The sequence below is a fragment of the Kitasatospora sp. NPDC001547 genome, assembly GCF_042894165.1.
Classification (GTDB): Bacteria; Actinomycetota; Actinomycetes; order Streptomycetales; family Streptomycetaceae; genus Kitasatospora.
The window spans coordinates 125,761-148,578 of the sequence record NZ_JBIAVL010000018.1; the positions used below are offsets into that span (position 1 = coordinate 125,761).

Genomic DNA, 22,818 nt, shown 5'->3' on the forward strand with positions numbered 1-22,818 from the left:
GCGGCCATGCGGAAGATGCCGATGACGTTCGAGGGGGCCAGACATGCCGCTGTTCCGACGCCGCTCCGGCGGGGAGGGCGAGCAGGACCGGGCCGGGCGGCGCGGCTTCGGGTCCGGGTTCGGCTTCGGCCGGCGGGGTACCGGATCGCCCGCCGCCCCCGGTGGCGGTGAGCCGCGGCTCGACCCGGCGTACGGGGACGAGTCGGTGCGCCTGGCGCTCCGGCAGGCCGCCGACGGGGACTGGGCCGCGCTGCGGCCCGCGCTGGCCGCGGCCGAGGGCGAGGACCTGACCTTCCTCGCCGGGACGATCTCCCACGTGCCCCGGGTCGAGCAGTGGACGTCCCGGGTGCTGGCCGACACCCCGGAGGACACGCTGCTGCTGCTGCTGTCCGGCGCCCGGCACGTCGCCTGGGCCTGGGAGGCCAGGACGGGCGCCCGGGCCAAGGACGTCACCGAGGAGCGGTGGAAGGTGTTCCACGAGCGGCTGGAGGTCGCCGAGGAACACCTGCTGGAGGTGGCCGAGCGCGAGCCGTCCTGGCACGCCCCTTGGCGGTTCCTGCAGACCAGCGCCCGCGGGGCCTCGCTCGGCCCGGACATCGCCACCTGCCGCTTCGAGGCCGCGGTGCGCCGGGCCCCCGGGAACGCCGGCTCGCACTGGGACCGGCTGCAGCAGCTGAGCGCGAAGTGGGGCGGTTCGCACGAGGAGATGCACGCGTTCGCCCGCTCGGTGATGCTCGCCGCCCCGGAGGGCAGCCGCCTCGGCGAGCTGGTCGCGGTCGCGCACCTGGAACACTGGCTGGCCCTCCCGGACGGCGAGGACCGCGCGTACCTGACCAGCCCGGCCGTGGTGGGCGGGCTCCAGGAGGCGGCCTTCCGGTCCGTCCTGCACCCGGACTTCAAGCCGGTGCGCGGCTGGCAGGACTCCTTCAACGCCTTCGCGATGGCCTTCTCCCTCGCCGACCAGCCGAAGACGGCCCGCCTGCTCTTCGACGCGTTGGACGGCTTCGTGACCGAGGCGCCCTGGAACTACCTGGCGGGCGGCCCGGTCAAGGCCTTCCGCTCCCACCGCGACCGCTGCGCCCACCCCTGGCGCTGAGCCGTACCGGCCCGGCGGCGCACGACCCCCGCCACCGCCATCCACCCGCGACCGAAAGAGCCTCCGGTGTCCCCTACCGACAACCCGACGAGTGCGCACACCTTCCAGGTGGACCTGCGCGGCCTGGTGGACCTGCTCTCCCACCACCTCTACTCCAGCCCGCGCGTCTACCTGCGCGAGCTGCTGCAGAACGCCGTGGACGCGATCTCCGCCCGCCGCGGCCTCGACCCCGGGGCGCCGGCCACGATCACCGTCCGGGCCGGCGACGAGCTGTCCGTCACCGACACCGGCATCGGCCTGACCGAGAAGGACGTCCACACCTTCCTCGCCACCATCGGCCGCAGCTCCAAGCGCGACGCCGACGGCCGGCTGGACGGCGCCGGGCTGGCCCGGGCCCGCGGCGACTTCATCGGCCAGTTCGGCATCGGCCTGCTCGCCTGCTTCGTGGTCGCCGACGAGATCACCGTGGTCACCCGCTCCGCCGCCACCCCGGACGCCCCGGTGATCGAGTGGCGCGGCAGTTCCGACGGCAGCTACACCATCCGCACCCTGCCCGCCTCGGCCAGGCCCGAGCCGGGCACCACCGTCACGCTGGCCCCGCGCGCCGACGCCGCCGAGTGGACCGGCCCCGGCCGGGTGCTCACCCTCGCCCGGGACTTCGGCAGCCTGCTGCGCCACGACGTGACCGTGGTCGACGCGGGCGGCACCGAGCACCGGGTCAACCGCACCCCGCCGTGGGCCGAGCGCCACGCCTCCCCGCTGGCCAGGCGCGACGCGCTCGCCGAGTACTGCCGCGCCGCCTTCGACTTCACCCCGCTCGACACCATCGAGCTGGACCTGCCGCTGGTCGGCCTGCGCGGCGTCGCGTACGTCCTGCCGGACGCCGCCCCGCCCTCGCGCCGCAACGGCCACCGGGTGCACCTCAAGGGCATGCTGCTCTCCGACCAGGCCGACGAACTGCTGCCGGACTGGGCGTTCTTCGTCCGCTGCGTGGTCGACACCGACGGGCTGCGCCCCACCGCCTCCCGCGAGGGCCTGTACGCCGACGAGACGCTGGCCGCCGTCCGGGACGCGCTCGGCGCCCGGATCCGTGACTGGCTGACCGGCCTGTCCGCGAGCGACCCGGCGCTGCTGCACCGCTTCCTGTCCGTCCACCACCTGGCCGTCAAGGAACTCGCCCGCTACGACGACGAGTTGCTGCGGATGATGCTGCCCTGGCTGCCGTTCGAGACCACCGACGGCAACGTCACCCTGGACGAGTTCGCCCGCAGCCACCCGGTGGTGCTGGTGACCCGGACGGTCGAGGAGTTCCGCCAGGTCGCCCCGATCGCCGGCGCCGCCGGGCTCGGCGTGGTCAACGGCGGCTACACCTACGACCGCGACCTGGTGCACCGGCTGCCCGAGATCCGCCCCGGCGTATCGGTCTCCGACCTCGACCCGGGCACCGTCACCGCACACCTGGACACCGTCGACCCGGCCGCCGAGCTGGCCGCCAACGCCTTCCTGGCGATCGCCCGCGAGGTGGTCGGCCGGTTCGACTGCGACGTCGCGCTGCGCAGCTTCCACCCGACCAACGCGCCCGCCCTGCTGCTCGACAACCGGGAGGCCCGGCACGAGCGCACCCGGGCCCAACTGGCGGAGGAAGCCGACGGGTTGTGGGCGGACATCCTCGGCTCGCTGCGAGCCGAGGTGCCCCGGGCCCAGCTGGTGCTCAACCACCTCAACCCGCTGGTGCGGCGCGCCGCCGGGATCGCCGACCGCGAGCTGGCCGTGACCGCCGTCGAGGCGCTCTACGGGCAGGCCGTGCTGATGACCCGCCGACCGCTCAAGGCCAGCGAGTCCGCCCTGCTCAACCGCTCGTTCATCAGCCTGCTCGACCACGCGATGCTCGGGCACGAGGCGGCCGGCCCGGGCCACGACGCTTCGAAGGAGGCGTGATGCCGGACACCCCCGACGCGGTGATGGCCGCGCTGCGCGAGAACGACGCCCGCCCGTACGGCCGCACCAGGACCGTCACGGCCGAGGAACTCGTCGACGCCGCCGAGCAGTTCGAGGACACCGCGGTCCGCGCGATGGCCCTGCTGGAGCTGATGGAGGCCTACGAGTACGACGGCGAGCGCAGCAAGAGCCCGGTCGTCTTCGCCCGCGTCCTCAGGCTCTGGGACACCGACCCGGACGGCTTCGGCGACTGGGCCCGGCACCAGGTGCTCTGGCGCTTCAAGTGGGTCGCCGACGCGCTCAAGGACAACCCGGACGTCCCGCTCGCGGCGATCCGGCGCTGGCACACCGAGCTGCGCGACCGCTACCGCGCGGCCGGCCACGACCTCCAGCCGTACTACGCCCAGCGCTACCACCTGGCCGCGCAGACCGGCATCGACGTGCAGGACGCCTACGAGCTGTGGGCGGCCCGTCCGCGCTCCGAACTGAGCGACTGCCACGCCTGCGAGACCCGCGCCCGCGCCGAGCACTTCCTCGCCGCCGGGGACGACACCCGGGCGCTGGAGGTGCTCGCCCCGGTGCTGGACGGGCGCAGCGGCTGCGAGCAGGAGCCGTACCTCAGCCAGGCCACCGCGCTGCTCGCGCAGCTGCGCCAGGGCCGGCTGGACGAGGCCCGCTCCGGCCACCTCACCGGCTACCGCTACGCCCGCGGCAAGGCGGCGATGCTGGACGCCGTCGGCCTGCACATCGAGTTCTGCGCGCTCTCCGGCAACGAGCCGCGCGGTCTGGAACTGCTCGCCGAGAACCGCGACCTGTTCGCGGTCACCGGCGAACCCGCCTCCCGGTTGGCCTTCCTGACCGGCGTCGAGGTGCTGGTCGGCCGGCTCGCCCGGGCCGGGCACGGCGAACTCGCGGTCAGCGGCCCGGCCGGAACGGCCTGGACGGTCGGCTCCCTGCTCGCCCACGTGCGCACCGAGGCCGACGCGCTGGCCGCCCGCTTCGACGCCCGCAACGGCACCGACGCGGTCGGCGCCGCGCGGCGGGCCCGGCTGGCCGTGGAGCCGCCGCTCGCCGAGCCGCTGGCGCTGGGCGTGCGGGCCGCGGCCGAGCTGTCCGCCGCCCCGGCCGTCGCGCCCGCGCCGCGCCGGACGGTCGAGCCGGAGCCGGAGGACTTCACGGCCCTGGTGCTGCGGGCCCGCGAACTGGAGGTGCTCGGGCACCCGGACTCCGACCGGCTGTGGCAGCGGGTCGCCGAGCGGGCCGCTGCGGCGGACTTCGTCCACCCGGAGAGCGCCGAGCTGGGCGGCCCCGAGCGGCTGCGCGCCGAACTCGCCGAGCAGCGCGCCCACGAGGCGCTCCAGCGGGACGCGTACGCGGAGGGCAAGGCCGGGCTGCTGGCCGCCGCCGAGCTGTTCGAGCAGGCGGGGCTGGCCGGGCCGGCGCTGATGTGCCGCACCCGGACGCTGATCGCGGACCTGGACGAGGGCGACGGGGACTCCCCGGGCGGCTCGGCTGCCGATGAGCGCCACGAGCGCCACGAGCGCGACGAGCACGATGAGCGCGACGAGCACGATGAGCGCCACGAGCACGCCGACCGCGGCGGCCGGCAGGCCGACTGGCCGGCGCTCGACGCCGCGCTCGCCCGGGCCGAGGAGCTGCGCGCCGCCGGCGAACTGACCGACGACGACTACCTGATCGTGCTGCAGACCCGCGCCTACGCCGCCCACCACGACCTGGTCGAGGCGCTGCCCGAGCCCGCCGCCGAGGTGGCCGCGCGCTTCGAGGCGGCGGTCGGCGCCTACCGGCGGACGGCCGTGGAGCTCGGCTCCGAGCGGCGGGCCGCCACCTCCCGGCAGTACACCGCCGACGCCGCCGCCCGGCAGGGCCGGATGGCCGAGGCGGAGGCCGAACTGCGCGAGGTGCTCGCCCGGTTGGACGCCGCCGAGCTGCCCTGGCACACCCCGCGGGTGCTCGGCCTGCTGGGCCAGGTGCTGCTGCAGAGCGGCGAGCCGGGCCAGGCGGTCGAGGTGTTCCACCGGGCGCTGGCCGAGTCCGTGCGCTGGGGCGACGACTCCTACCCGTACGCGCCGACGTACATGATGCTCGGCCACGCCTGCCTCCAGGTGGGCGACCTCGGCGGCGCGGTGCGCGCGCTGTCGGAGGCGGCCGCGCGCTACGACCGCAAGGGCGCGGAGGCGGTGGAGGAGGCCGCCCAGGTGCGGCTGCAACTGGCCGACGTGCTGCGGGACACCGGCCGGGCGGCGGACGCGGTGGCCGTGCTGGAGTCGGTGCTGCTGGACGCGTCGGCGGCCCGGCTGGACGTCCGGATGCTCGCCCAGGCCCGGCTGGACCTCGCCCGGGGCCTGGTCGAGCTGGAGGAGTACCGGGACGCCGCCGAGGAGTACCTGCGGCTGGCCGACGCGGTGGCCGGCTGGGAGGACCAGGAGACCCACACCATGGTCGCCTGCGAGGCCACCCTGGCGCTCGCCCGGGCCGACCGCTGGGACGCCGCCGAGGCGGCGCTGGCCCGCGCCCGCGAGGCGCACGGGAAGGCCCCGCAGGTGGACCAGCTGGCCGCCACCCTGCGGGAGCTGGCCCGGCTGACGATGCGGGCGCGGGGCGAGGAGGGGCTGGCCGCCGCGCTCGCCCGGCTGGCCGAGGCGGACGCGGTCGGCGAGGCGGCCGAGCGGGCCGGAGCGGATTACAACTCCTGGTACCTGCGCGGTGGTTCGCACTACGAGCGGGCGCGCTCGCTGGCCGTCGCCGGGCGGCACGAGGAGGCGCTGGCCGAGATCGAGCGGGCCATCCCGGAGTACGAGGCGGGCGGTGAGCGGGCCGAGTCGCCGCGGGCGGAGTCCGTCCGGCTGGCCGCGCTGATCGAGGGCAGCGACCTCGGCCGCACCGAGGCGGCGGTGGCCCGGCTGACCGCCGGCATCGCGCGCTGCGAGGCCGCGGGGCTGCCGGAGGCGGCGGAGGTCCTGGCGGAGCTGCGGGAGCGGTTCGCCGGGGAGTGAGCCGCACCGGGCCCCGCTGACCCGGGGCGCCCACCCGGTACGGGCGGGGCCCGGGAGATCGAACGCCCCCGCGCCCCCGCCCGTACCGGAGGAGGAGCCGTCGGCAGGGCCCGTCGAAGGTCAGGCGGAAGACCCGGCCGCCGTCCGGCCGAGGACCTCCGCGCCCACTCCCGCCAGCAGGCCGCTGACCGCCGGTGACCACGGGCGGCCGGTCGGCCCGGTGAGCGTCAGCGTCCGGTGGACGGCGGGGCGGATCGGGACCAGCACGCAGTCGGCAGGGAGCATGGTCAGCGCCAGCGCGGGCATCACCGAAACCCCGACGCCCGCGTGCACCATGCCGATCAGGGTGTTGAGGTCGCGGATCCGGTGCCGGGGCGTGAAGCGGGCACCGGCCCGCCGGTAGGCCTCGCGGATGTGGCGTTCGCAGCCGCCCTCCGAGAGCAGGAAGTCGTCGTCCTCCAACTCGGCCACGTGGACGGCCGGTTGACCGGCGAGCGGGTGGTCGCGGCGCAGCAGCGCGTGCATCGAGTCGGCGCCGAGCGGGACCGCCCCGGGCGGCAGCGGCCCGGCGTCCACCAGGACGGCGGCGTCCACCGTGCCCGCCTCCAGCCAGGTCGCCAGCTCCTCGTCCTCGCCCTCGAAGACCCGGACGGTCACCTGCGGGTAGGCCGCCCGCCAGTCCTTCAGCAGCCCGGGCAGCAGCGCCTGGCAGACGGTGGTCGGCGCCGCCAGCCGTACCGTGCCGCTCGGGCCGCCGGAGTGCCGGGTGGCGATCGCGCGGACGGCTGCGGCCGAGGCGACGGCCGTCCGGGCATGCGGCAGGACCTGCTCGCCCAGCGGGGTGGGGCGGCACGGGCTGCCGCGCCACAGCACCGGCGCGCCGAGGGCGCGCTCCAGGGCGGCGACGGCGTGCGAGACCGCGGACTGGCTGATGCCCAGTTCGTCGGCGGCCGCGCCGAAGCCGCCGGTGTCGGCGACCGCGACCAGCGCCCTGAGCTGGGCCAGGTTGACGTCCGAGGTCATGAGACTTCCTCATCACGGGTGCACTGCCACTTGTTGGACTCATGCTCCGGTGCCGGGCCACGCTCTGTCCAGCGGATGGCACGGACGAGGAGGTGGTGGGAGTGCGGCGCTGGCTGCCGGGCTTCGTGGCCCTGTCGGCGATCTGGGGCGCGAGCTTCGCCCTGATCAAGGTGGCGGTCGACGCGGGGGTGCCGCCGCTCTGGGTGGCGCTGTGGCGCTGCCTGCTGGGCGCGGCCACGCTGTGGGCGGTCCTCGCGGTGCGCGGCGAACGGGCCCCGCGTGACCGGGTGCTGTGGGGCCACTCGGCCGTGGTGGCGGTGCTGCTCAACGCCGTGCCGTTCACCCTCCTCCCGTTCGGCGAGACCATGGTCAGCTCGGTGCTCGCCGGCGTGATGAACGCGACCACCCCGCTGTTCACCCTGCTGTTCTCGGTGCTGACCGTCCCCGAGGAGCGCCGCCCGGGCGCCCGCCGACTGGCCGGCCTCGGGCTCGGATTCCTCGGTGTGCTGACCGTGCTCGGCGTGTGGCACGGCCTCGGCGCCGGGGCGACCGCCGGCGCCCTGGCCTGCCTGGCGGCCGCCTGCTGCTACGGCGCCGGCTTCGCCTACCTGCGCCGCTTCCTGTCCGGCCGCCCGGAGTCGGTGGCCTCCCTCTCCGCGCTCCAGATCACCTGCGCCGCCGTCGAGTTGGCGCTGGTCGCGCCGTTCGCCGCGGGCGCCCCGCACTGGCCCGGGGGCGGCCCGGCGCTCGCCCTGCTGGTGCTCGGCGCGGTCGGCACCGGCTTGGCGTACCTGCTCAACCTGAGGCTGGTGCGCGGCGCGGGGGCGACGGTCGCCTCCGCCGTCACGTACGTGATGCCGCTCTGGTCGACGGCGCTCGGCGCGGCCTTCCTGCACGAGCCGGTGGGCTGGAACGCGCTGGCCGGCGGCGCGCTGGTGGTCGCGGCCGTCGTCCTGACGAGGCCGTCCCGGGCCGCGGCTCCGGACGCGACTCCGCGCGGGGCGGCGGACGCGACTCCGCGCCGGGCCCCGGACACGACTCCGCCCGGGTCCCCGCCCGGGGCCCCGAAGGGCCGTCAGCCGGTCGGCTAGGGTGGACCGGATGAGCGAGGGGAGCCGCGAGCGGGAGCAGCAGCCGACGTCCGTGCGCCAGGCGCTGCGGGCGGACCCGCTGCGCTTCCCGTTCACCCGCTGGGTGCCGCGCTGCTGGGCGTACCTGCTGAGCGGCGCCCTGCTCGGGCCGGTGCTGCTGGTGGTCCTCGTGGTGTTGCTGGTGCTCGGCGCGGGCCTGTCGGTGGTCGGGGTCGGGCTGCCGGTGCTGCTGGCCCTGGCGCTCGCGGGCATCCCCGCCGCCGGCGTGGCCCGGTGGCGGCTGCGACTGGTCGAGCCGCTCCCGCTGCCCGACCCGCACCGGAGCCTGCCCGGGGCGGGCCGCCGCGCCCGCGTCCGCACCCGGCTGCGCGAGCGGGCCACCTGGCGCGAACTCGCCCACGCCGTGCTCGCCTCGACGGTGCTGGCCGCCGCCTCGCTCGGCTTCACCGTGCTGCTGGTGTTCTCCGGCCTCTACGTGCTCTCCCCGCTGGTGGACTGGGCGCTCGCCCCGGAGACCGTGATGCTGATCCCCGGGCACGCCGCCGCCGGGCCGCTCGCCGCCCTGCCGTTCACCGCCGCCGGGCTGGCCGGCCTGCTGCTCTGCGCGTACGCCGGGGCGCTGCTGGCCTCGGCCGAGGTCGCGCTGGCCCGCTTCCTGCTCGGGCCCCGGGAGGACGACCTCGGCCACCAGGTACTCGAACTCACCCGCTCCCGGGCCCGGTTGGCCGACGCCTTCGAGGCCGAGCGGCGCCGGATCGAACGCGACCTGCACGACGGCGCCCAGCAGCAGCTGGTCGCGCTCAGCATGACGCTGGGCCTCGCCGAGTACGAGCTGCGCGGCCAGGAGGGCCGGGCGGCCGAGCTCGTCACCCGGGCGCGCGGTGAGGCCCGGCAGGCGCTGGAGCAGCTGCGCGGGCTGGTGCGCGGCATCCACCCCCAGGTGCTCACCGACCACGGGCTCGCCGCGGCCGTCGACGAGGTCGCGCAGCGCCACCCGATCCCGGTGGCCACCGACATCGACCTCCCGGAGCGGCTGCCCGCTCCCGTGGAGACCACCGCCTACTTCACCGTCACCGAGGCGCTCACCAACGCCGCCAAGCACAGCGGGGCCACCGCGATCACCGTCCACGGGCGGGTCGCGGGCGGCCGGCTGGTCGTCCAGGTGACCGACGACGGCCGTGGCGGGGCGGACCCGGCCGCCGGGGCCGGACTGGCCGGACTCGCCGACCGGGTGGCACTGCTGAGAGGACGGCTGATGGTGACGAGCCCGACGGGCGGCCCGACGACACTGCGGCTGGAGGTCCCGTGCTCCGGGTCGTGATCGCCGAGGACGCGGTGCTGCTGCGCGCCGGCCTGGTCGAACTCCTCGCCCTCGGCGGCCACCGGGTGACCGCCGCCGTCGGCGACGCCGGGGCGCTGGCCGCGGCCGTCGACGCCGACCGGCCGGACATCGTGGTCACCGACGTCCGGATGCCCCCCGACCACAGCGACGAGGGCCTGCGCGCGGCCCTCGCCCTGCGCGAGCGCCACCCGGGCCTGCCCGTACTGGTCCTCTCCCAGTACGTGGCCACCCCGTACGCAACCCGGCTGCTCGCCGCCGCCGGCGCCCAACCGGCGGGTCTCGGCTACCTGTTGAAGGACCGGGTCGGCGACGTCGCGGACTTCCTGGACGCGCTGCGGCGGGTCGCCGACGGGGAGACGGTGATCGACCCCGAGGTGGTCCGGGTACTGCTGCGCGGCCGGTCCGCGGACCGCCCGCTGGCCCGGCTCACCCCGCGTGAGCGCGAGGTGCTCGCGCTGATGGCCGAGGGCCTCAACAACCAGGCCGTGGCAGGCCGGTTGAACATCACCGAGGCGTCGGTGGTGAAGCACTGCGGGAACATCTTCATGAAGCTGGACCTGGACCCGACGGAGGGCAACCGGCGGGTGCTCGCGGTGCTGGCGCACCTGCGGGGGGAGTGACTCCGCGGTCGGGCGGGGCGCAAGTCACCCCCTTGTCACGGCGGTTGCGGTGCCGGAACGATGGCGTCATGGCGAGGACACGGGAACCGCAGAGCGCAATCGTCAACCGACTGCTCAAGGGCAAGGCCACCAAGGACGACAGCACGACGGCCCAGGCGAACTTCCTGCTCTGGCTGCGGCAGGAGTGGGGCGGGGACGGCGACCGGGCGTTGGCGTCCTGCCTGGACGTGCTGACCGAGGCCGGGGGCGAGGAGTGGCGGGCGCTGCCGGAGCGTGATCTGTCCGCCCACGTCTGGCTGTTCAGCTTCTCCTGCCCGGGCCGGGACGACCTGCCGGGCCAGGCGCGGAACTGGGTGACGGCGGTCCGCGCCAACGGCGGAGCGCCCGCGATCGCCCGGCTGGTCAGGCACCTGCGGGGGCAGCCGGAGTGACCGGAGCGGCGGAGGCGGCCGGCGCGGCCTGGGCGTTCGGCATGACCGGCGTGGTGGAGCCGGGCAGGGGTACGGCGGGGTCGAGGAGCTCCGTGAGCCGCCGCGCCGACGCTCCCCAGGTCCAGTGCTCCTCGGCCCAGCGCCGCCCGGCCGCCCCCATCCGGGCGCGCTCGGCGGGCGGGGCGAGCAGGATCCGGGTCAGGGCGGCGGCCACCTCGGCGGGGGCACGGCCGTCGACGACCGTGCCGGTGACGCCGTCGAGCACGGTGTCCGGGGCGCCGCCCGAGCGGCCGGCCACCACCGGGAGGCCGGCCGCGGCAGCCTCCAGGAAGACGATGCCGAGGCCCTCCGCCTCCAGCCCCAGCCGACGGGTGCGGCACGGCATCGCGAAGACGTCCGCCCCGGCGTAGTGGACGGCCGTCCCGGCGTGGTCCAGGCCTCCGGTGAACACCACGCTGCCCGGCTCGGTCACCCGGTGGGCGAGACCCCGCAGCCGGTCCTCGTCCGGGCCCCGGCCGACCAGCACCAGGGTGGTCCCGGGCACGGCCCGGCGGATCGCGGGCAGCGCGCGGATCAGCACGTCCTGGCCCTTGCGCGGGACCAGCCGCGCCACGCAGAGGACCACCGGGGCGGCGGACGGCACCTCCGTACCGGCGCTGTCCGTGCCGGTGATCGCCGTACCGGCGCTGTCCGTACCGGTGATCGCCGTACCGGTCCGGGCCGGGGCGCCGGCCGGCCGGAAGACCGACGGGTCGACCCCCGGGACGAGCCGGGCCAACCGGGCGTCCGGCCCGAGCGCCGGGGCGATCCGGGCGCGGGTGTAGTCGCCCAGGTAGGTCACCACGTCCGTGCCGCGGCCGATCCGGCGCAGCAGGGCGCGGGCGCCCGGGGTACGGGCCCACCAGATCTCGTGGCCGTGCGTGGTGGCGACGGTGCGGCGGATGCCGGGCGCCAGCCGCCGCAGGCCGGGCGCCATCGCGGCGAGCGGTGCGGCCGCGCCGAACCAGACCCGGTCGCAGCCGTGCGCCCGGGCTATCGCCGCGGCCCGGCGGGTGGCCCGCGGGGTCGGCAGCAGGGTGCGGGCCCGGTCGCGGATCACCGGGTAGGGGAGAGCGGCGTCGTGGCGCTCCGCGCCCGGTTCGGCCGAGGTGTAGACCACGACGTCGTGGCCGGGGACTCGGTCGGCCAGGGCCTTGACGAAGGTTTCGATGCCGCCCTGGCGCGGCGGGAAGTCGTTGGTGACGACGAGGGTGGTGCCCATGGCAGGCCTTTCGGAACGGAGTCCGCGGGGAGAGGGCTCGTGGGAATCGGGTTCGCGGGGAGCGCAGGACGCGCAGGACGCGAAGGGAGTGCGGGACGCGCGGGGAGCGGGTTCGCCGCGAGCGGGTCCGCGGGGAACGAGAAGGAGAGCAGGACGAGGACGAGCGGCAGCGCGAGGTAGCCGAACCGCCCGGCCGGCGCCAGCAGGAAGGCCGCCGCCAGCCCCAGGGCCAGCCGGTGCGCCGCCGCGGCCGCGGTGCGGGGCGGGCGGGTGAGCAGCGAGGCCCCGACGGCGAGCCCGGCGAGCAGCAGCAGGCCGACGGCGGCGTACCAGCCGGGCGGGCCGAGGTCGGCGAGCAGCCGCCCGGGCAGCGGGCTGGCGGCCGGGGACGGCAGCCGGCCGCGCCCGGTGGGGAAGGCGAGCACCTGCTCCACCAGCGGCCCCGGCGCGCGCAGCGCCACCGGCAGCACCGCCACCGCCGCCGCCCCCACCGCGACGGCCGCCCCGCGCAGCGCCGTGCGCCGTCCGGCGGCCGCCGCCAGCAGGGCCGTCACCACGGCGAGCGCCGGCCAGGCCGTCCACTTCAGCGAGCAGGCGGCGGCCAGCGCCAACCCGGCCGCCACCGGCCGCCGTTGGGCGGCGCGGACCAGGGCGAGCCAGCAGAGTCCGGTGAGCGGCAGGTCGACCCCGCTGACGCAGAGCGGCAGTGCCACCACCGGTGAGGCGGTGAGCGCGGCGGCGCCGAGCCGGCGCCCGGCGGGCACCGTCCGGAGCACGCAGACCAGGAACACCGCCGCGCACCAGAGCCGGGCGTCGCCCAGCGGCGAACCGCCCAGCAGTGCGCGGGGCAGGCCCAGCAGGGCCATGCCGGGGAGGTACGGGGTGTACTCCGCGACGGACCGGGGGTCGGCCAGGTAGGGGGTGCCGGTGTGCAGCAGCAGCGACCCGGAGCGCTCGATCACCCCGACCTCGCTCTGCCCCCGCCCGTCCAGCACCAGGAGGAGCAGCGGCACCAGCACCGCGCCGACGGCCGCGACCGCCACCGACAGCTCACGTCCGCGCCGCCGCATCAGCACGGCGGCCGGCGCCGCGAGCAGGTACCCGCCGGCCGCCCAGAGCCCCCAACTCCGGTGCGGCCCCAGCCCGGACAGCACCGGGAACGCCCCCGCCCACCCCGCCGCGACCAGCCATCCGCCGCACCACCACCACGCCCGTTCCGTCACCCCTTCATTGCATCGGCGCAGGCCGGCGGGGGCATCACGGTCAAGTCGAGTCCTGTGGTCGGGTTTTCCCTACCCCCGCCCGGCCCGCGACGGCCTTCGCCCGGCCTGCGACGGCCTCCGCCCGCGGCGCGGGGCCCGCCGGCCCGCGCTGACGTTCGGTGTCCGGTGGATTACTGATCGTCCGGGCCTCCCCGCTATCCTCGCCGTGTGGTGAGGTCGTGGGATGCGGCGGTGGAGCGGGCGCAGGACCGGCTGGCGGCGGGGCCGCGGCTGCGGGCGGCCGGGCCGGGGGAGGAACGGCGGTTCGCGCTCTGGGACTTGGCGTCCCTGGTGGAGGGCGAGCTGGGCGAGCGGGTGGACCCGGACGGGCTGGCGCCGCACGCCGAGCGCGGCTGGCGGGAGCGGCTGGGGGAGAGCGGGCGGGAGTGGCCGGGCGGGGAGCTGTACCGGCGGCGCTACTGGATCCAGGACGACGCCGGCGCCGTGGTGGGCACCGTCGCCGTGGACAACTGGACCAAGGGCCCGAGCCAGCTCGCCGTCTCCTCCCTCTACGTGACCCCGGCCGCGCGCGGGCGGGGCCTGGCCGCCGCCGCGCTGGACGCGGTGTACGCGGCGGCCACCGCCGAGGGCCTGCCGGGCTTCCGGCTGGAGGCGCACTGGACGTGGCAGCCGGCGGTCCGCTACTACCTGCGCCGGGGCCTGTGGGTGGTGGGCTGGAAGCGCTCGCTGTCCTTCGCCCGGATGCCCCAACTCCCCGCGCACCGGGTGCGGGAGGAGGACGGGCGGCTGCTCCTGCTGGTCGCCGACCGGCTGCGCGGCTGGGTGCCGATACTGGCCGCCGGGCAGGAGGGCCGCTGGCTGCGGCTGGACGAGACGGCGGACTACCGCGGCTGCGACGGCTGGGTGCACGCGTACGGCCGTTCCACCCTGGCGCTGTGCCTGGCGCTGGCCGGCCGGCCGCTGGTGCGCGGGCCGCAGTGGTGGGCGGAGGCGTGGCGCTGGTCGGAGGCCGGGGAGCCGGAGGGCCTGGCGTACCGGATCGAGGAGTTCGAGCGGGCGGCCCGGGCGGCGGGCCGTCGGATGGCCAGCCCCTACCGGCCGGTGCCGCTGCCCGAGCCCGCGCTGCCCGAGCCCGCGCCGTCGTCGTTCCCGCTACCCGCACCGCCGTCGTCCGCGCCGTCTTCCGCGCTGCCGGAGCCCGCCCGGCCGGAGCCCGCGCCGCCGGCCTCCCCGCAGCTGGCAGACTCGGGGGATGGCTGAGATCGAGATCGACGGCGCCCCGGCCGACCCGGCGCGGCTGGCCGCGCTGGGGCTGCTCAACTACGGGCACTTCACCACCCTGCGCGCCGAGGCGGGCCGGGTGCGGGGCCTGTCGCTGCACCTGGACCGGCTGGTCCGGGACTGCCGGGCGCTGTTCGGCGCCGAGCTGGACCGGGCGGCGGTGCGGGAGCGGATCGGCGCGGTGCTGCCCGCCAACGGCGCGCCGGTGACCGTCCGGGTCACCGTGTACGACCCGGCGCTCGGCCTGGAACGCCCCTCGGCCCCGGCCGCACCCGCCCTGCTGGTGACCACCCGTCCGGCCGTGGCGGCCGCGCCCGCCCCGCTGCGGGTCCGTAGCACGGCGTACCGGCGGGAGCTGCCGGAGGTGAAGCACGTCGGCCTGTTCGGCCTGGTGCACCACCGTCGGCAGGCCCAACTGGTGGGCTACGACGACGTGTTGCTGGTCGACGAGGACGGTATGGTGGTCGAGGGCGCGACCTGGAACGTCGGCTTCCTGGCCGGGGACGCGCTGGTCTGGCCGCAGGGCCCCAGCCTGCCCGGCGTCACCGAGGCGCTGCTGTCCGGCGCCTACCGGGGCCCGCAGTCCCGCGAGCGGCTGCCCGTCGACGGCCTGGACCGCTTCACCGCCGCCTTCGCGGTGAACGCGGGCGTCGGGGTGCGTCCGCTGGCGGCCGTGGACGGCACCGCCTTCGACCCCGCGCACCCGGTGCTCGGCGAGCTGCGCGCCGCCTACCGGGGGATCCCCGCCGAGGCGGTGGGGGGATAACCCCACCCCCGGTCCGCCGGTGGCCTGCATGGTCCGCGGAGCCCGTCCTTCCTAGGTTTGAACACGTTGACGACGAGCGACGCAGAACCGAAGGAAGGCCCCCCATGGCACGCCGCCAAGACCGCCGCAGGACCGACGCGTACGGCCCCGAGGCGTACGGCCCCGAGGCGTACGGCTCCGGCGCACCCGGCACCGACGGGTACGCCGCCGCGCCGTACACCACCGCCCCGTACGCCGCCGCCCCGCAGCCGGCCCCCGCGATCGAGCTGCGCGGAGTGCGCCGCACCTACGGGCGCGGCGAGGCGGAGGTGCAGGCGCTGCGCGGCGTCGACCTGGCGCTCGCCCACGGCAGCTTCACCGCGGTGATGGGCCCGTCGGGCTCCGGCAAGTCCACCTTCCTCCAGTGCGCGGCGGGCCTGGACCGCCCGGACTCCGGACAGGTCCGGCTCGGCGGCGAGGACATCACCCAGCTGAGCGAGAACCGGCTCACCAAGCTGCGCCGCAGCCGGATCGGCTTCGTCTTCCAGTCCTTCAACCTGCTGCCCTCGCTGACCGTCGAGCAGAACGTGCTGCTCCCGCAGCGCCTCGCCGGGGAGCGCCAGGACCGCGCCCGGGCCCGGGAGCTGCTGGAGCGGGTGGGCCTCGGCGAGCACGCCAAGCGGCGGCCCGGCCAGCTCTCCGGCGGCCAGCAGCAGCGGGTGGCGATCGCCCGCGCGCTGATCACCCGCCCGGACGTGGTGTTCGCCGACGAGCCGACCGGCGCGCTGGACACCCGGACCGCGCACGAGGTGCTGGCCCTGCTGCGCCACGCCGTGGACTCGCTCGGCGCGACCGTGGTGATGGTGACCCACGACCCGGTGGCGGCCTCCTTCGCCGACCGGGTGCTGTTCCTGGCCGGCGGCGCGATCGTCGACGACCTGCCGCACCCGACCCCGCAGACCGTCGCGGACCGGATGGTCGCGCTGACCGCCCGCCCGGTGGGAGTGGCGGCATGACGAACGGACTCGCGCGCTCCTCGGTGCGCTTTCGGCCCGCGTCCTTCGTGGGCACCCTGGTCGCCCTGCTGCTGGGCGCCGCCGTGGTGGTGGCCTGCGGCGTGCTGCTGCAGACCGGCCTGACCGCGAGCGTCGAACCCACCCGCTACGCCCACGCCCCCGTGGTGGTCGCGGCCGAGCAGGCGGTGAAGATCGAGCAGAAGGTCGCCGACGACACCGAGACCCAGGAGCAGGCCACCCCGGAGCGGGCGCGGACCGACGCCGCGCTGGTCGGCCGGCTGGCCGGGCTGCCCGGGGTCGCGGCCGCCCGCCCGGACACCGCCTTCCCGCTGCCGGCCGGCGACCGGGCGCCGGCCCTGACCGGCCGGGGCTTCGCCGCGCTCGGCATCGCGGGGCCGGGCGACAAGCTGGTCGAGGGCCGCGCCCCCGGGGCGAACGAGGTGGTGCTGGACGCCGACACGGCGCACGCCGCCCGTCTCGCGCCCGGCGCGAGCATCAAGCTCACCGCGCCCGGCGGCACCGCGGACTACCGGATCTCCGGTCTGGCCGCCGCCCAGCGGACCGGCCCCACCGCCTGGTTCGCCGACGCCACCGCCGACCGCCTCTCCGGCCACCCCGGCCGGATCGACGCCGTCGCCGTGCAGCCCCGCGAGGGCGTCAGCACCGCCGCGCTCGCCGCCCAGGTTCGCCAGGCCGTCGGCAACGACGCCAGGACGTACACCGGGGACGGCCGGGCCACCGTCGAACACCCCGCCCTGGGCGAGGCCCGGACCATCCTGATGGGCCTCGGCGGCACCTTCGGCGGCTACGCCACCATGACCGCGATCTTCGTGGTGATGAGCACCGTCGCCCTCGCCACCGGCCAGCGCGCCCGCGAGTTCGCCCTGCTGCGCGCCATCGGGGCCACCCCGCGCCAGATCCGCCGCACCATCGCCGCCGAGGCGATGCTGGTCGCGCCGGTCGCCGCGGCGCTCGGCATCCTGCCCGGACTCGCCCTCGCCCGCTGGTGGTTCGGCCAGCTGGTCGAGCGCGGCGCCGTCCCCGCGGACATCCGCCTGGACGTCGGCCCGCTGCCGATGCTCGCCGCCGTCCTCGCCTGCACCCTGGCCGCGCTGACCGCCGGCTTCCTGGCCGCCCGCCGGCCGTCCCGGATGCGGGCCGCCCAGGCGCTCGGCGAGGCCGCCGTCGAACCGCCCCGCCCGGGCAAGGTCCGCACCGTCCTCGGGCTGGTCTTCGCCGCCGGAGGCGTCACGGCCGCCGCCGTCGCCAGCTCCCTGGACGGCACCAAGGCCGCCCAGATCGCGATGGGCGTGGTGATGTGCTTCATGCTGGCCGTCGCCCTGCTCGGCCCCTGGCTGGCCCGGGCCGCCGCCGCCGTGCTCGGCGTCCCGCTGCGGGCCGGCGGCGCGCCCGGCTCGCTGGCCGCCGACAACGCCCGCGCCAACGCCCGCCGACTGGCCTCCGCGATCACCCCGATCGTCCTGGTCACCGCGTTCTGCGGCACCCTGCTGGTCCTCCAGAGCACCATCCGCCACACCAGCGGCGAGAACGTCCGGGCCGGCGTCACCGCCGACCACGTGATCGGCGCCACCGGCCCCGGCCTGCCCGCCGGGACGGCCGAACGGGCCGCCCGGGTGCCCGGTGTGGACACCGCCGTGGGCGTGCTGCGCACCGGCGTCGTCTACGAGACCGCCGGCCAGCTGGGTACCGCCCCCGTGCTCGGCGTCGACGGCGACCCGGCCCGGCTGCCGAAGGTGCTCGACCTGGGCGTGCGCGGCGGCGCGCTCGCCGACCTCGGCCGCGCCCCCGACACCATCGCCCTGAGCACCACCCTGGCCGACGCGCTCGGCGCCCGGGTCGGCGACCGGGTCCCGCTCTGGCTCGGCGACGGCACCGCCGCGCGGCCCGCCGTGGTCGCGGTGTACGACCGCGGCCTGGGCGTCGCACAGGCGCTGCTGCCCCGGGCCGCGGTGGCCGCGCACGTCACCGCCGGGTACGACAGCCAGGTGCTGGTCGCCGACGCGCCGGGCGCCGACCCCGCGGCGGTGGCCGCCGCACTCGGCGCCCAGGCCGGGGCCGCCGTGACCGACCGGGCCGGGTTCGTCGCCCGGTCCGACAAGGACCTGGAGATCAGCGGCTGGGCCAACACCGTGATGGCCGCGGTGCTCGGCGGGTTCGCCGCCGTCAGCGCCGCCAACACCCTGGTGATGACCGTGCTGGACCGGCGCCGCGAGGTCGCGCTGCTGCGCCTGGCCGGCACCACCCGCGGCCAGGTGCGCGGGATGATGCGCTGGGAGGCGCTGCTGGTGGCCTCGACCGGGCTGGCGGTCGGCGCGGTGATCGCCGGGCTCACCCTGGTGCCGGTCGCCCGGGGCGTGGCCAACGCCGCCCCGTACGTGCCGCCGATGCTCGCCCTGCCGCTGGCCGCCGGAGCCGTGCTGCTCTGCCTCGCGGCGACCGGGATGCCGGTCCGGGCACTGCTGCGGACCCGGCCGGTGGTGCTGGGCGCGGCGCGCCAGTAGCGGGCCGCACGCCCACGACGGGGCCCTGCGGAACGCCCAGGGGGCGGACGGCGGTTGACGGCGGACCCCACCGAGCGGCGGACCCCACCGCACGGTGGGGTCCGCCGCTCGGTGGGCCGCCCGCTTCACCCGGACGGCTGAGGGCCGGAGGGCGCGCGCTGCGCCCTCCGGCCCTCCTGTCCTAGCGTCGCGGGAAGGGGACCCCTCCGACGGACGGAGCTGCCGCATGACCACCCCCGCCGAACGCCGCCGGCGCGGCCGGGCCGCCCGGGAGCGCGTCTCCCGCTCCGCCCACGGCCGGTGGATCCCCGCCGCCGACCGGCCCGACCCGCTCGGCGTCCTGGAGCGGCAGGGCGAGGACCGGGTCGCCCGGCTGCTGCCGATCCGCTACGGGCGGATGGCGGAGAGCCCGTTCGCCTACCTGCGCGGCGCCGCCGCCGTCCTGGCGGCCGACCTCGGCGCCCTTCCTGACACCGGGCTCACCGTCCAGCTCTGCGGTGACGCCCACCTGTCGAACTTCGGCGTGTACGCCTCGCCGGAGCGGGCACTGCTCTTCGACGTCAACGACTTCGACGAGACCTTCCCCGGCCCCTTCGAATGGGACGTCAAGCGGCTCGCCGCCAGCGTCGCCGTCGCCGCCCGGGACAACGGCCTGGACGAACGGCGGGTACGGCGGGCCGCGCTCGCCGCCGTCCACGGGTACGCGGGCGCCATGCGGCGGCTGGCCGGGATGGGCGAACTCGACGTCTGGTACGCCCGGGTGGACACCGCCGACCTGCCGGCCGTGCTGCGCGAGCCGAAGCGGCGCGGACGGGTCGAGGCCGACCTCGCCCACGCCCGGCGCCGCACCAGCCTCCAGGCCTTCGACAAGCTCACCGAGGAACGGGACGGGCGGCGCCGGATCATCAGCGAGCCGCCGCTGATCGAACCGCTGAAACCGACCGAACTGCGCGACCTCGGCAAGGTGTTCAGCGACTACCGGTCGACCCTCGCGGAGGAGCGCCGGGTGCTGCTGGACCGCTACCGCTTCGTCGACGCGGCCACCAAGGTGGTCGGCGTGGGCAGCGTCGGCACCCGCTGCTTCATCGTGCTGCTGGAGGGCCGGGACGGCCGCGACCCGCTGTTCCTCCAGCTCAAGGAGGCCGGCCGGTCGGTGCTGGAGGAACACCTGCCGGCGCTGCGGGCGGACGCCGAGGTGGTCGCCCACCACGGCGGCCGCCGGGTCGTCACCGGGCAGCGCCTGATGCAGGCCGCCAGCGACATCTTCCTCGGCTGGACCACCGGCCCGGCCGGGCGCCACTTCTACGGGCGCCAACTGCGCGACATGAAGGGCTCGACGGACATCGCCGACCTCCGGCCCGGCGGCCTGCGCGCCTACGCCGACCTCTGCGGCCGCACCCTCGCCCGCGCCCACGCCCGCACCGGCGACCGCCTCGCCATCGCCGGCTACCTGGGCGGCGCGGACACCTTCGCCGAGGCGGTCGCCGACTTCGCCGTGCGCTACGCGGACCGGACGGAGGCCGACCACGGCGAACTGGTGGCGGCGATCGCGGACGGGCGGGTGACGGCGACCCCGGGGCTGTGAACCGGGGCCGCCGGGGGCCGACGCCCGTGGCCCGACGCTCGCGCCCTGGCGTCCGTGCTCTGAGCCCGCGCCCTGGCGTCCGCGATCAGACGTCCGTGGTCCGACGCGGGTGGTTCAGGCGAACCGCGGCCGGACCGTCGCCACCAGCAGCGCCGCCGCGACCAGCAGGCCGCCGGCGTAGAACGGCCCGAGGCCGCCGGCCGCCGTGCCGAGGGCGGCGGCGGCGAGCAGCGGTCCCGCGGTGGCACCGAGGTTGAGCGCGGCGGTGGCGTAGGCGCCCGCCAGGGTGGGGGCGCCCGCCGCCTCGTACAGCACCCGGGTGATCAGCGTGCCGCCGACGGCGAAGGACAGCGCGCCCAGCAGGAACACCAGCGGCAGCAGGGCGCCCGGCGCGTCCGCCAGGACGGCCAGCGCGGGCCAGCCCGCCAGCAGCAGCGGGCCGCCGACGGCGAGCACCCGGCCCGGGTGCCGGTCCGCGAGCCGTCCGGCGGCGGTGACCCCGGCGAACGACCCGGCGCCGAACAGCACCAGCGCGACCGGCACCCACGGCTCGCCCAGCCCGGCGGGGCCGGTCACCACGGGGGCGAGGAAGGTGAAGCCGCCGAAGGTCGCCGCGTTCACCAGCGCGGCGAGCAGCATCGCGCGGAGCAGCCGGGGGCGGCGCAGCTCCGCGACCTCCGTCCGCAGCGCCGGAGCGCAGTGCCGGTCGGCCGGAGCGGCGACGGCCGGCAGGCCCTTGGCGATCCCGACGGCGGCCGGCAGGCAGAGCAGCGCGACGGCCCAGAACGCGGCGCGCCACCCGAACAGCGCGCCCAGCACCGCCCCGCCCGGGACGCCGGCCACGGTGGCCACCGTCGTCCCCGCCAGCAGGACCGCGAGCGCCCGTCCCTTCCGGTCCGCCGGGACGAGGGCGGCGGCGGTGGTCAGGGCCACCGCCAGGAACCCGGCGTCGGCGAGCGCGGCCACCACCCGGGTCGCGAGCAGCACCGGGAAGCTCCCGGTGATGGCCCCGACGGCGTGCGCCGCCGCGAAGACCAGGACGAACCCGAGCAGGCTGCCGCGCTCCGGCAGGCGGCGGGCGAGGGCGGCCGTCAGCGGCGCGCCGACCACCATTCCGGCGGCGAAGGCCGAGGTCAGCCCGCCGGCCGTACCGACGGTGACGCCGAGGTCGGCGGCGAGGCCGGGCAGCAGTCCGGCGAGCATGAACTCCGAGGTGCCCATGGCGAACACGGCCAGGGCGAGCAGGTAGAGCGGAAGGGGCATCGAGAGGCTCCGGGAGGCGGTGGGAACGAGGAAGGGACGTCTCGTCACCGCACGCGCAGCCCCCCGGGCGGCGCAGGCGTGGCGCTCGCTCGGACTCGGTGGTTCGGCGTTACCGGGTTTCAGGGGGCTGACGGCGCGTGACCGAAAGCCCCCACCCTGGATGCCTCGGGGCTCGACATGCCCGCAGGCTACCCGACCGTCCGGCGCCGAAGCACCGGGTTTTCGAGTACGGGGCCCGCCTCCGTTCGGCGAATCGCCTGCGGTGGGCGGTACTTGGGCCCATGGCCGGCCTCGGTGCGGACAAAATCGATCAGGGCTTGTTCATTTTTGACCTGTATCAAAATTTTTCGAACGGAGGAGCTGATTCCGTGGCCTGGCTGTGTAGGTTTCCGATCAGTTCGGGGCGATCAAGTGATCTACCTGGCACCGAAGTTGTTCCACTGGAGTGCGGGGTGTCCGGAGTGGATCCCCGCGGAAGCGAAGGGAAGGCTTCCATGCCTGACATCGACCTCGGCGTGGCGTCGGACTGGCAGGACGGCGACTTCAACGGGCGCGTCAAGCTGCGTCAGAACCCGGTCCTCCAGTCCGCGGCCAAGAAGGACGTGGTCGTCAGCGGCCCGCTGAGCATCGAACTGTCGGTGAACACGAACTTCAGCACCAGCCAGGAGGCGGACAAGATCTACTTCACGACGCACCGCGGCGGCGTGAAGAAGATCATCGCCGTGCTGGACTCCGACGGCGTCCTGTCCATCGCCGGCCAGGTGTTCACGAACCAGAAGAACCTGACCTACTGACCTACCGGCACACCGGGGCCCACGCGCCCACCGGGGCGTGCGGACCTCCGTCAGGTGGCCGAGTGCCCGACCTGGCAGTGACGTTGTTTCCACTGGAGAGCGGGCGCTCCCGGGCGGCTTCACGCGCGACGGCGTGCGGCGGGACCGGGAGCGGGCCCGCGGGACCGAAGGGGAGGGCCACCATGCCCGACATCGACCTCGGCGTAGCGTCGGACGTGAAGAACGGCGACTACAACGGCCGCATCAAGCTGCGGGAGAACCAGGTCCACCCGGCCTCGGGTGAGAAGGACGTGCTCATCAGCAGCCCGGAGAGCATCGAGCTGTCGGTGAACACGAACACCAGCAGCAGCCAGGAGGCGGACAAGTTCTACTTCTCGACCCACCACGGCATGACGCACAAGATGCTCGCGGTGCTGGACTCCGACGGCAACCTGACCCTCGTCGGGCGGCTGAGGACGGGTCAGACGAACCTGACCTACTAGGCCGTGTCTCATAATTGATCTTGTGGTGGGTCGAGGAGAGATAACGGATGCCGCGTGGGCTCGGATAGAGCCGTTGTTGCCGCAGCGGGAC

At 76.5% G+C, this 22,818-nt stretch carries 18 protein-coding genes; 14 read left to right on the forward strand and 4 right to left on the reverse strand.

The window, feature by feature from the left end; translation table 11 throughout:
* Positions 1-43: 43 nt before the first annotated feature.
* From ACFY0X_RS28215 to ACFY0X_RS28225, 3 genes are all read left to right on the forward strand, one after another.
* Positions 44-1,096 (forward strand): hypothetical protein, encoded by a 1,053-nt coding sequence (locus ACFY0X_RS28215; protein ID WP_387758677.1) that lies wholly within the window; start codon positions 44-46, stop codon positions 1,094-1,096.
* 66 nt (positions 1,097-1,162) lie between these two features.
* Positions 1,163-3,034 carry an HSP90 family protein gene (locus ACFY0X_RS28220; RefSeq protein ID WP_387758679.1) on the forward strand — a complete coding sequence of 624 codons (1,872 nt, stop codon included), beginning with the start codon at positions 1,163-1,165 and terminating at the stop codon, positions 3,032-3,034.
* On the forward strand, positions 3,034-6,048 hold the full coding sequence (locus ACFY0X_RS28225) for a hypothetical protein (RefSeq protein WP_387758681.1): 3,015 nt from the start codon (positions 3,034-3,036) through the stop codon (positions 6,046-6,048). The genes ACFY0X_RS28220 and ACFY0X_RS28225 overlap by 1 nt, the downstream gene beginning before the upstream one ends.
* A gap of 120 nt (positions 6,049-6,168) precedes the next feature.
* On the opposite strand, the gene ACFY0X_RS28230 is transcribed toward ACFY0X_RS28225, so the two are convergent.
* A complete protein-coding gene (locus tag ACFY0X_RS28230) occupies positions 6,169-7,071 on the reverse strand; it encodes a LysR family transcriptional regulator (RefSeq protein ID WP_387758683.1) in 903 nt (300 codons plus the stop codon).
* 101 nt (positions 7,072-7,172) lie between these two features.
* Here ACFY0X_RS28230 and ACFY0X_RS28235 point away from each other — a divergent pair, with 101 nt between their 5' ends.
* From ACFY0X_RS28235 to ACFY0X_RS28250, 4 genes are all read left to right on the forward strand, one after another.
* The gene (locus tag ACFY0X_RS28235; protein ID WP_387758685.1) at positions 7,173-8,162 is read left to right on the forward strand and encodes a DMT family transporter; all 990 of its coding nucleotides are present in this window, start codon (positions 7,173-7,175) and stop codon (positions 8,160-8,162) included.
* Between the two features lie 10 nt (positions 8,163-8,172).
* Complete coding sequence (locus ACFY0X_RS28240; protein WP_387758687.1) at positions 8,173-9,483, forward strand: sensor domain-containing protein; 1,311 nt, start codon at positions 8,173-8,175, stop codon at positions 9,481-9,483.
* A complete protein-coding gene (locus ACFY0X_RS28245; RefSeq protein ID WP_387758689.1) occupies positions 9,468-10,124 on the forward strand; it encodes a LuxR C-terminal-related transcriptional regulator in 657 nt (218 codons plus the stop codon). The genes ACFY0X_RS28240 and ACFY0X_RS28245 overlap by 16 nt, the downstream gene beginning before the upstream one ends.
* A 68-nt stretch (positions 10,125-10,192) precedes the next feature.
* Positions 10,193-10,555 carry a hypothetical protein gene (locus ACFY0X_RS28250; RefSeq protein WP_387758691.1) on the forward strand — a complete coding sequence of 121 codons (363 nt, stop codon included), beginning with the start codon at positions 10,193-10,195 and terminating at the stop codon, positions 10,553-10,555.
* Here ACFY0X_RS28250 and ACFY0X_RS28255 read toward each other — a convergent pair.
* Both ACFY0X_RS28255 and ACFY0X_RS28260 read right to left on the reverse strand, forming a co-directional pair.
* Positions 10,527-11,765, reverse strand: coding sequence for a glycosyltransferase family 4 protein (locus tag ACFY0X_RS28255; protein WP_387758713.1), 1,239 nt, complete (start codon positions 11,763-11,765; stop codon positions 10,527-10,529). The genes ACFY0X_RS28250 and ACFY0X_RS28255 overlap by 29 nt on opposite strands.
* Positions 11,651-13,039 (reverse strand): glycosyltransferase 87 family protein, encoded by a 1,389-nt coding sequence (locus ACFY0X_RS28260; protein ID WP_387758693.1) that lies wholly within the window; start codon positions 13,037-13,039, stop codon positions 11,651-11,653. Before ACFY0X_RS28260 ends, ACFY0X_RS28255 begins: the two co-directional genes overlap by 115 nt.
* A gap of 207 nt (positions 13,040-13,246) precedes the next feature.
* Here ACFY0X_RS28260 and ACFY0X_RS28265 point away from each other — a divergent pair, with 207 nt between their 5' ends.
* The 5 genes from ACFY0X_RS28265 to ACFY0X_RS28285 all read left to right on the forward strand — a co-directional run bounded on the left by ACFY0X_RS28265 (position 13,247) and on the right by ACFY0X_RS28285 (position 20,188).
* On the forward strand, positions 13,247-14,299 hold the full coding sequence (locus ACFY0X_RS28265; protein WP_387758695.1) for a GNAT family N-acetyltransferase: 1,053 nt from the start codon (positions 13,247-13,249) through the stop codon (positions 14,297-14,299).
* On the forward strand, positions 14,292-15,086 hold the full coding sequence (locus ACFY0X_RS28270) for an aminotransferase class IV (protein WP_387758697.1): 795 nt from the start codon (positions 14,292-14,294) through the stop codon (positions 15,084-15,086). Before ACFY0X_RS28265 ends, ACFY0X_RS28270 begins: the two co-directional genes overlap by 8 nt.
* A gap of 104 nt (positions 15,087-15,190) precedes the next feature.
* Positions 15,191-16,081: an ABC transporter ATP-binding protein gene (locus tag ACFY0X_RS28275; protein ID WP_387758699.1), complete on the forward strand. Its 891-nt coding sequence runs from the start codon at positions 15,191-15,193 to the stop codon at positions 16,079-16,081.
* Positions 16,078-18,603 (forward strand): ABC transporter permease, encoded by a 2,526-nt coding sequence (locus ACFY0X_RS28280; RefSeq protein WP_387758701.1) that lies wholly within the window; start codon positions 16,078-16,080, stop codon positions 18,601-18,603. Before ACFY0X_RS28275 ends, ACFY0X_RS28280 begins: the two co-directional genes overlap by 4 nt.
* A gap of 226 nt (positions 18,604-18,829) precedes the next feature.
* A complete protein-coding gene (locus ACFY0X_RS28285) occupies positions 18,830-20,188 on the forward strand; it encodes a DUF2252 domain-containing protein (RefSeq protein WP_387758703.1) in 1,359 nt (452 codons plus the stop codon).
* A 114-nt stretch (positions 20,189-20,302) separates the two neighbouring features.
* Here the strand turns inward: ACFY0X_RS28285 and ACFY0X_RS28290 are convergent, their stop codons facing one another.
* Entirely contained in the window at positions 20,303-21,451 is a 1,149-nt protein-coding gene (locus ACFY0X_RS28290; RefSeq protein WP_387758705.1) for a Cmx/CmrA family chloramphenicol efflux MFS transporter, read from the reverse strand.
* 494 nt (positions 21,452-21,945) lie between these two features.
* Between ACFY0X_RS28290 and ACFY0X_RS28295 the strand changes: the two genes are divergently transcribed.
* Both ACFY0X_RS28295 and ACFY0X_RS28300 read left to right on the forward strand, forming a co-directional pair.
* Positions 21,946-22,245, forward strand: coding sequence for a DUF6342 family protein (locus ACFY0X_RS28295; protein WP_387758707.1), 300 nt, complete (start codon positions 21,946-21,948; stop codon positions 22,243-22,245).
* Positions 22,246-22,427: 182 nt separating this feature from the next.
* Positions 22,428-22,727 (forward strand): DUF6342 family protein, encoded by a 300-nt coding sequence (locus ACFY0X_RS28300; RefSeq protein ID WP_387758709.1) that lies wholly within the window; start codon positions 22,428-22,430, stop codon positions 22,725-22,727.
* Positions 22,728-22,818: the final 91 nt, after the last annotated feature.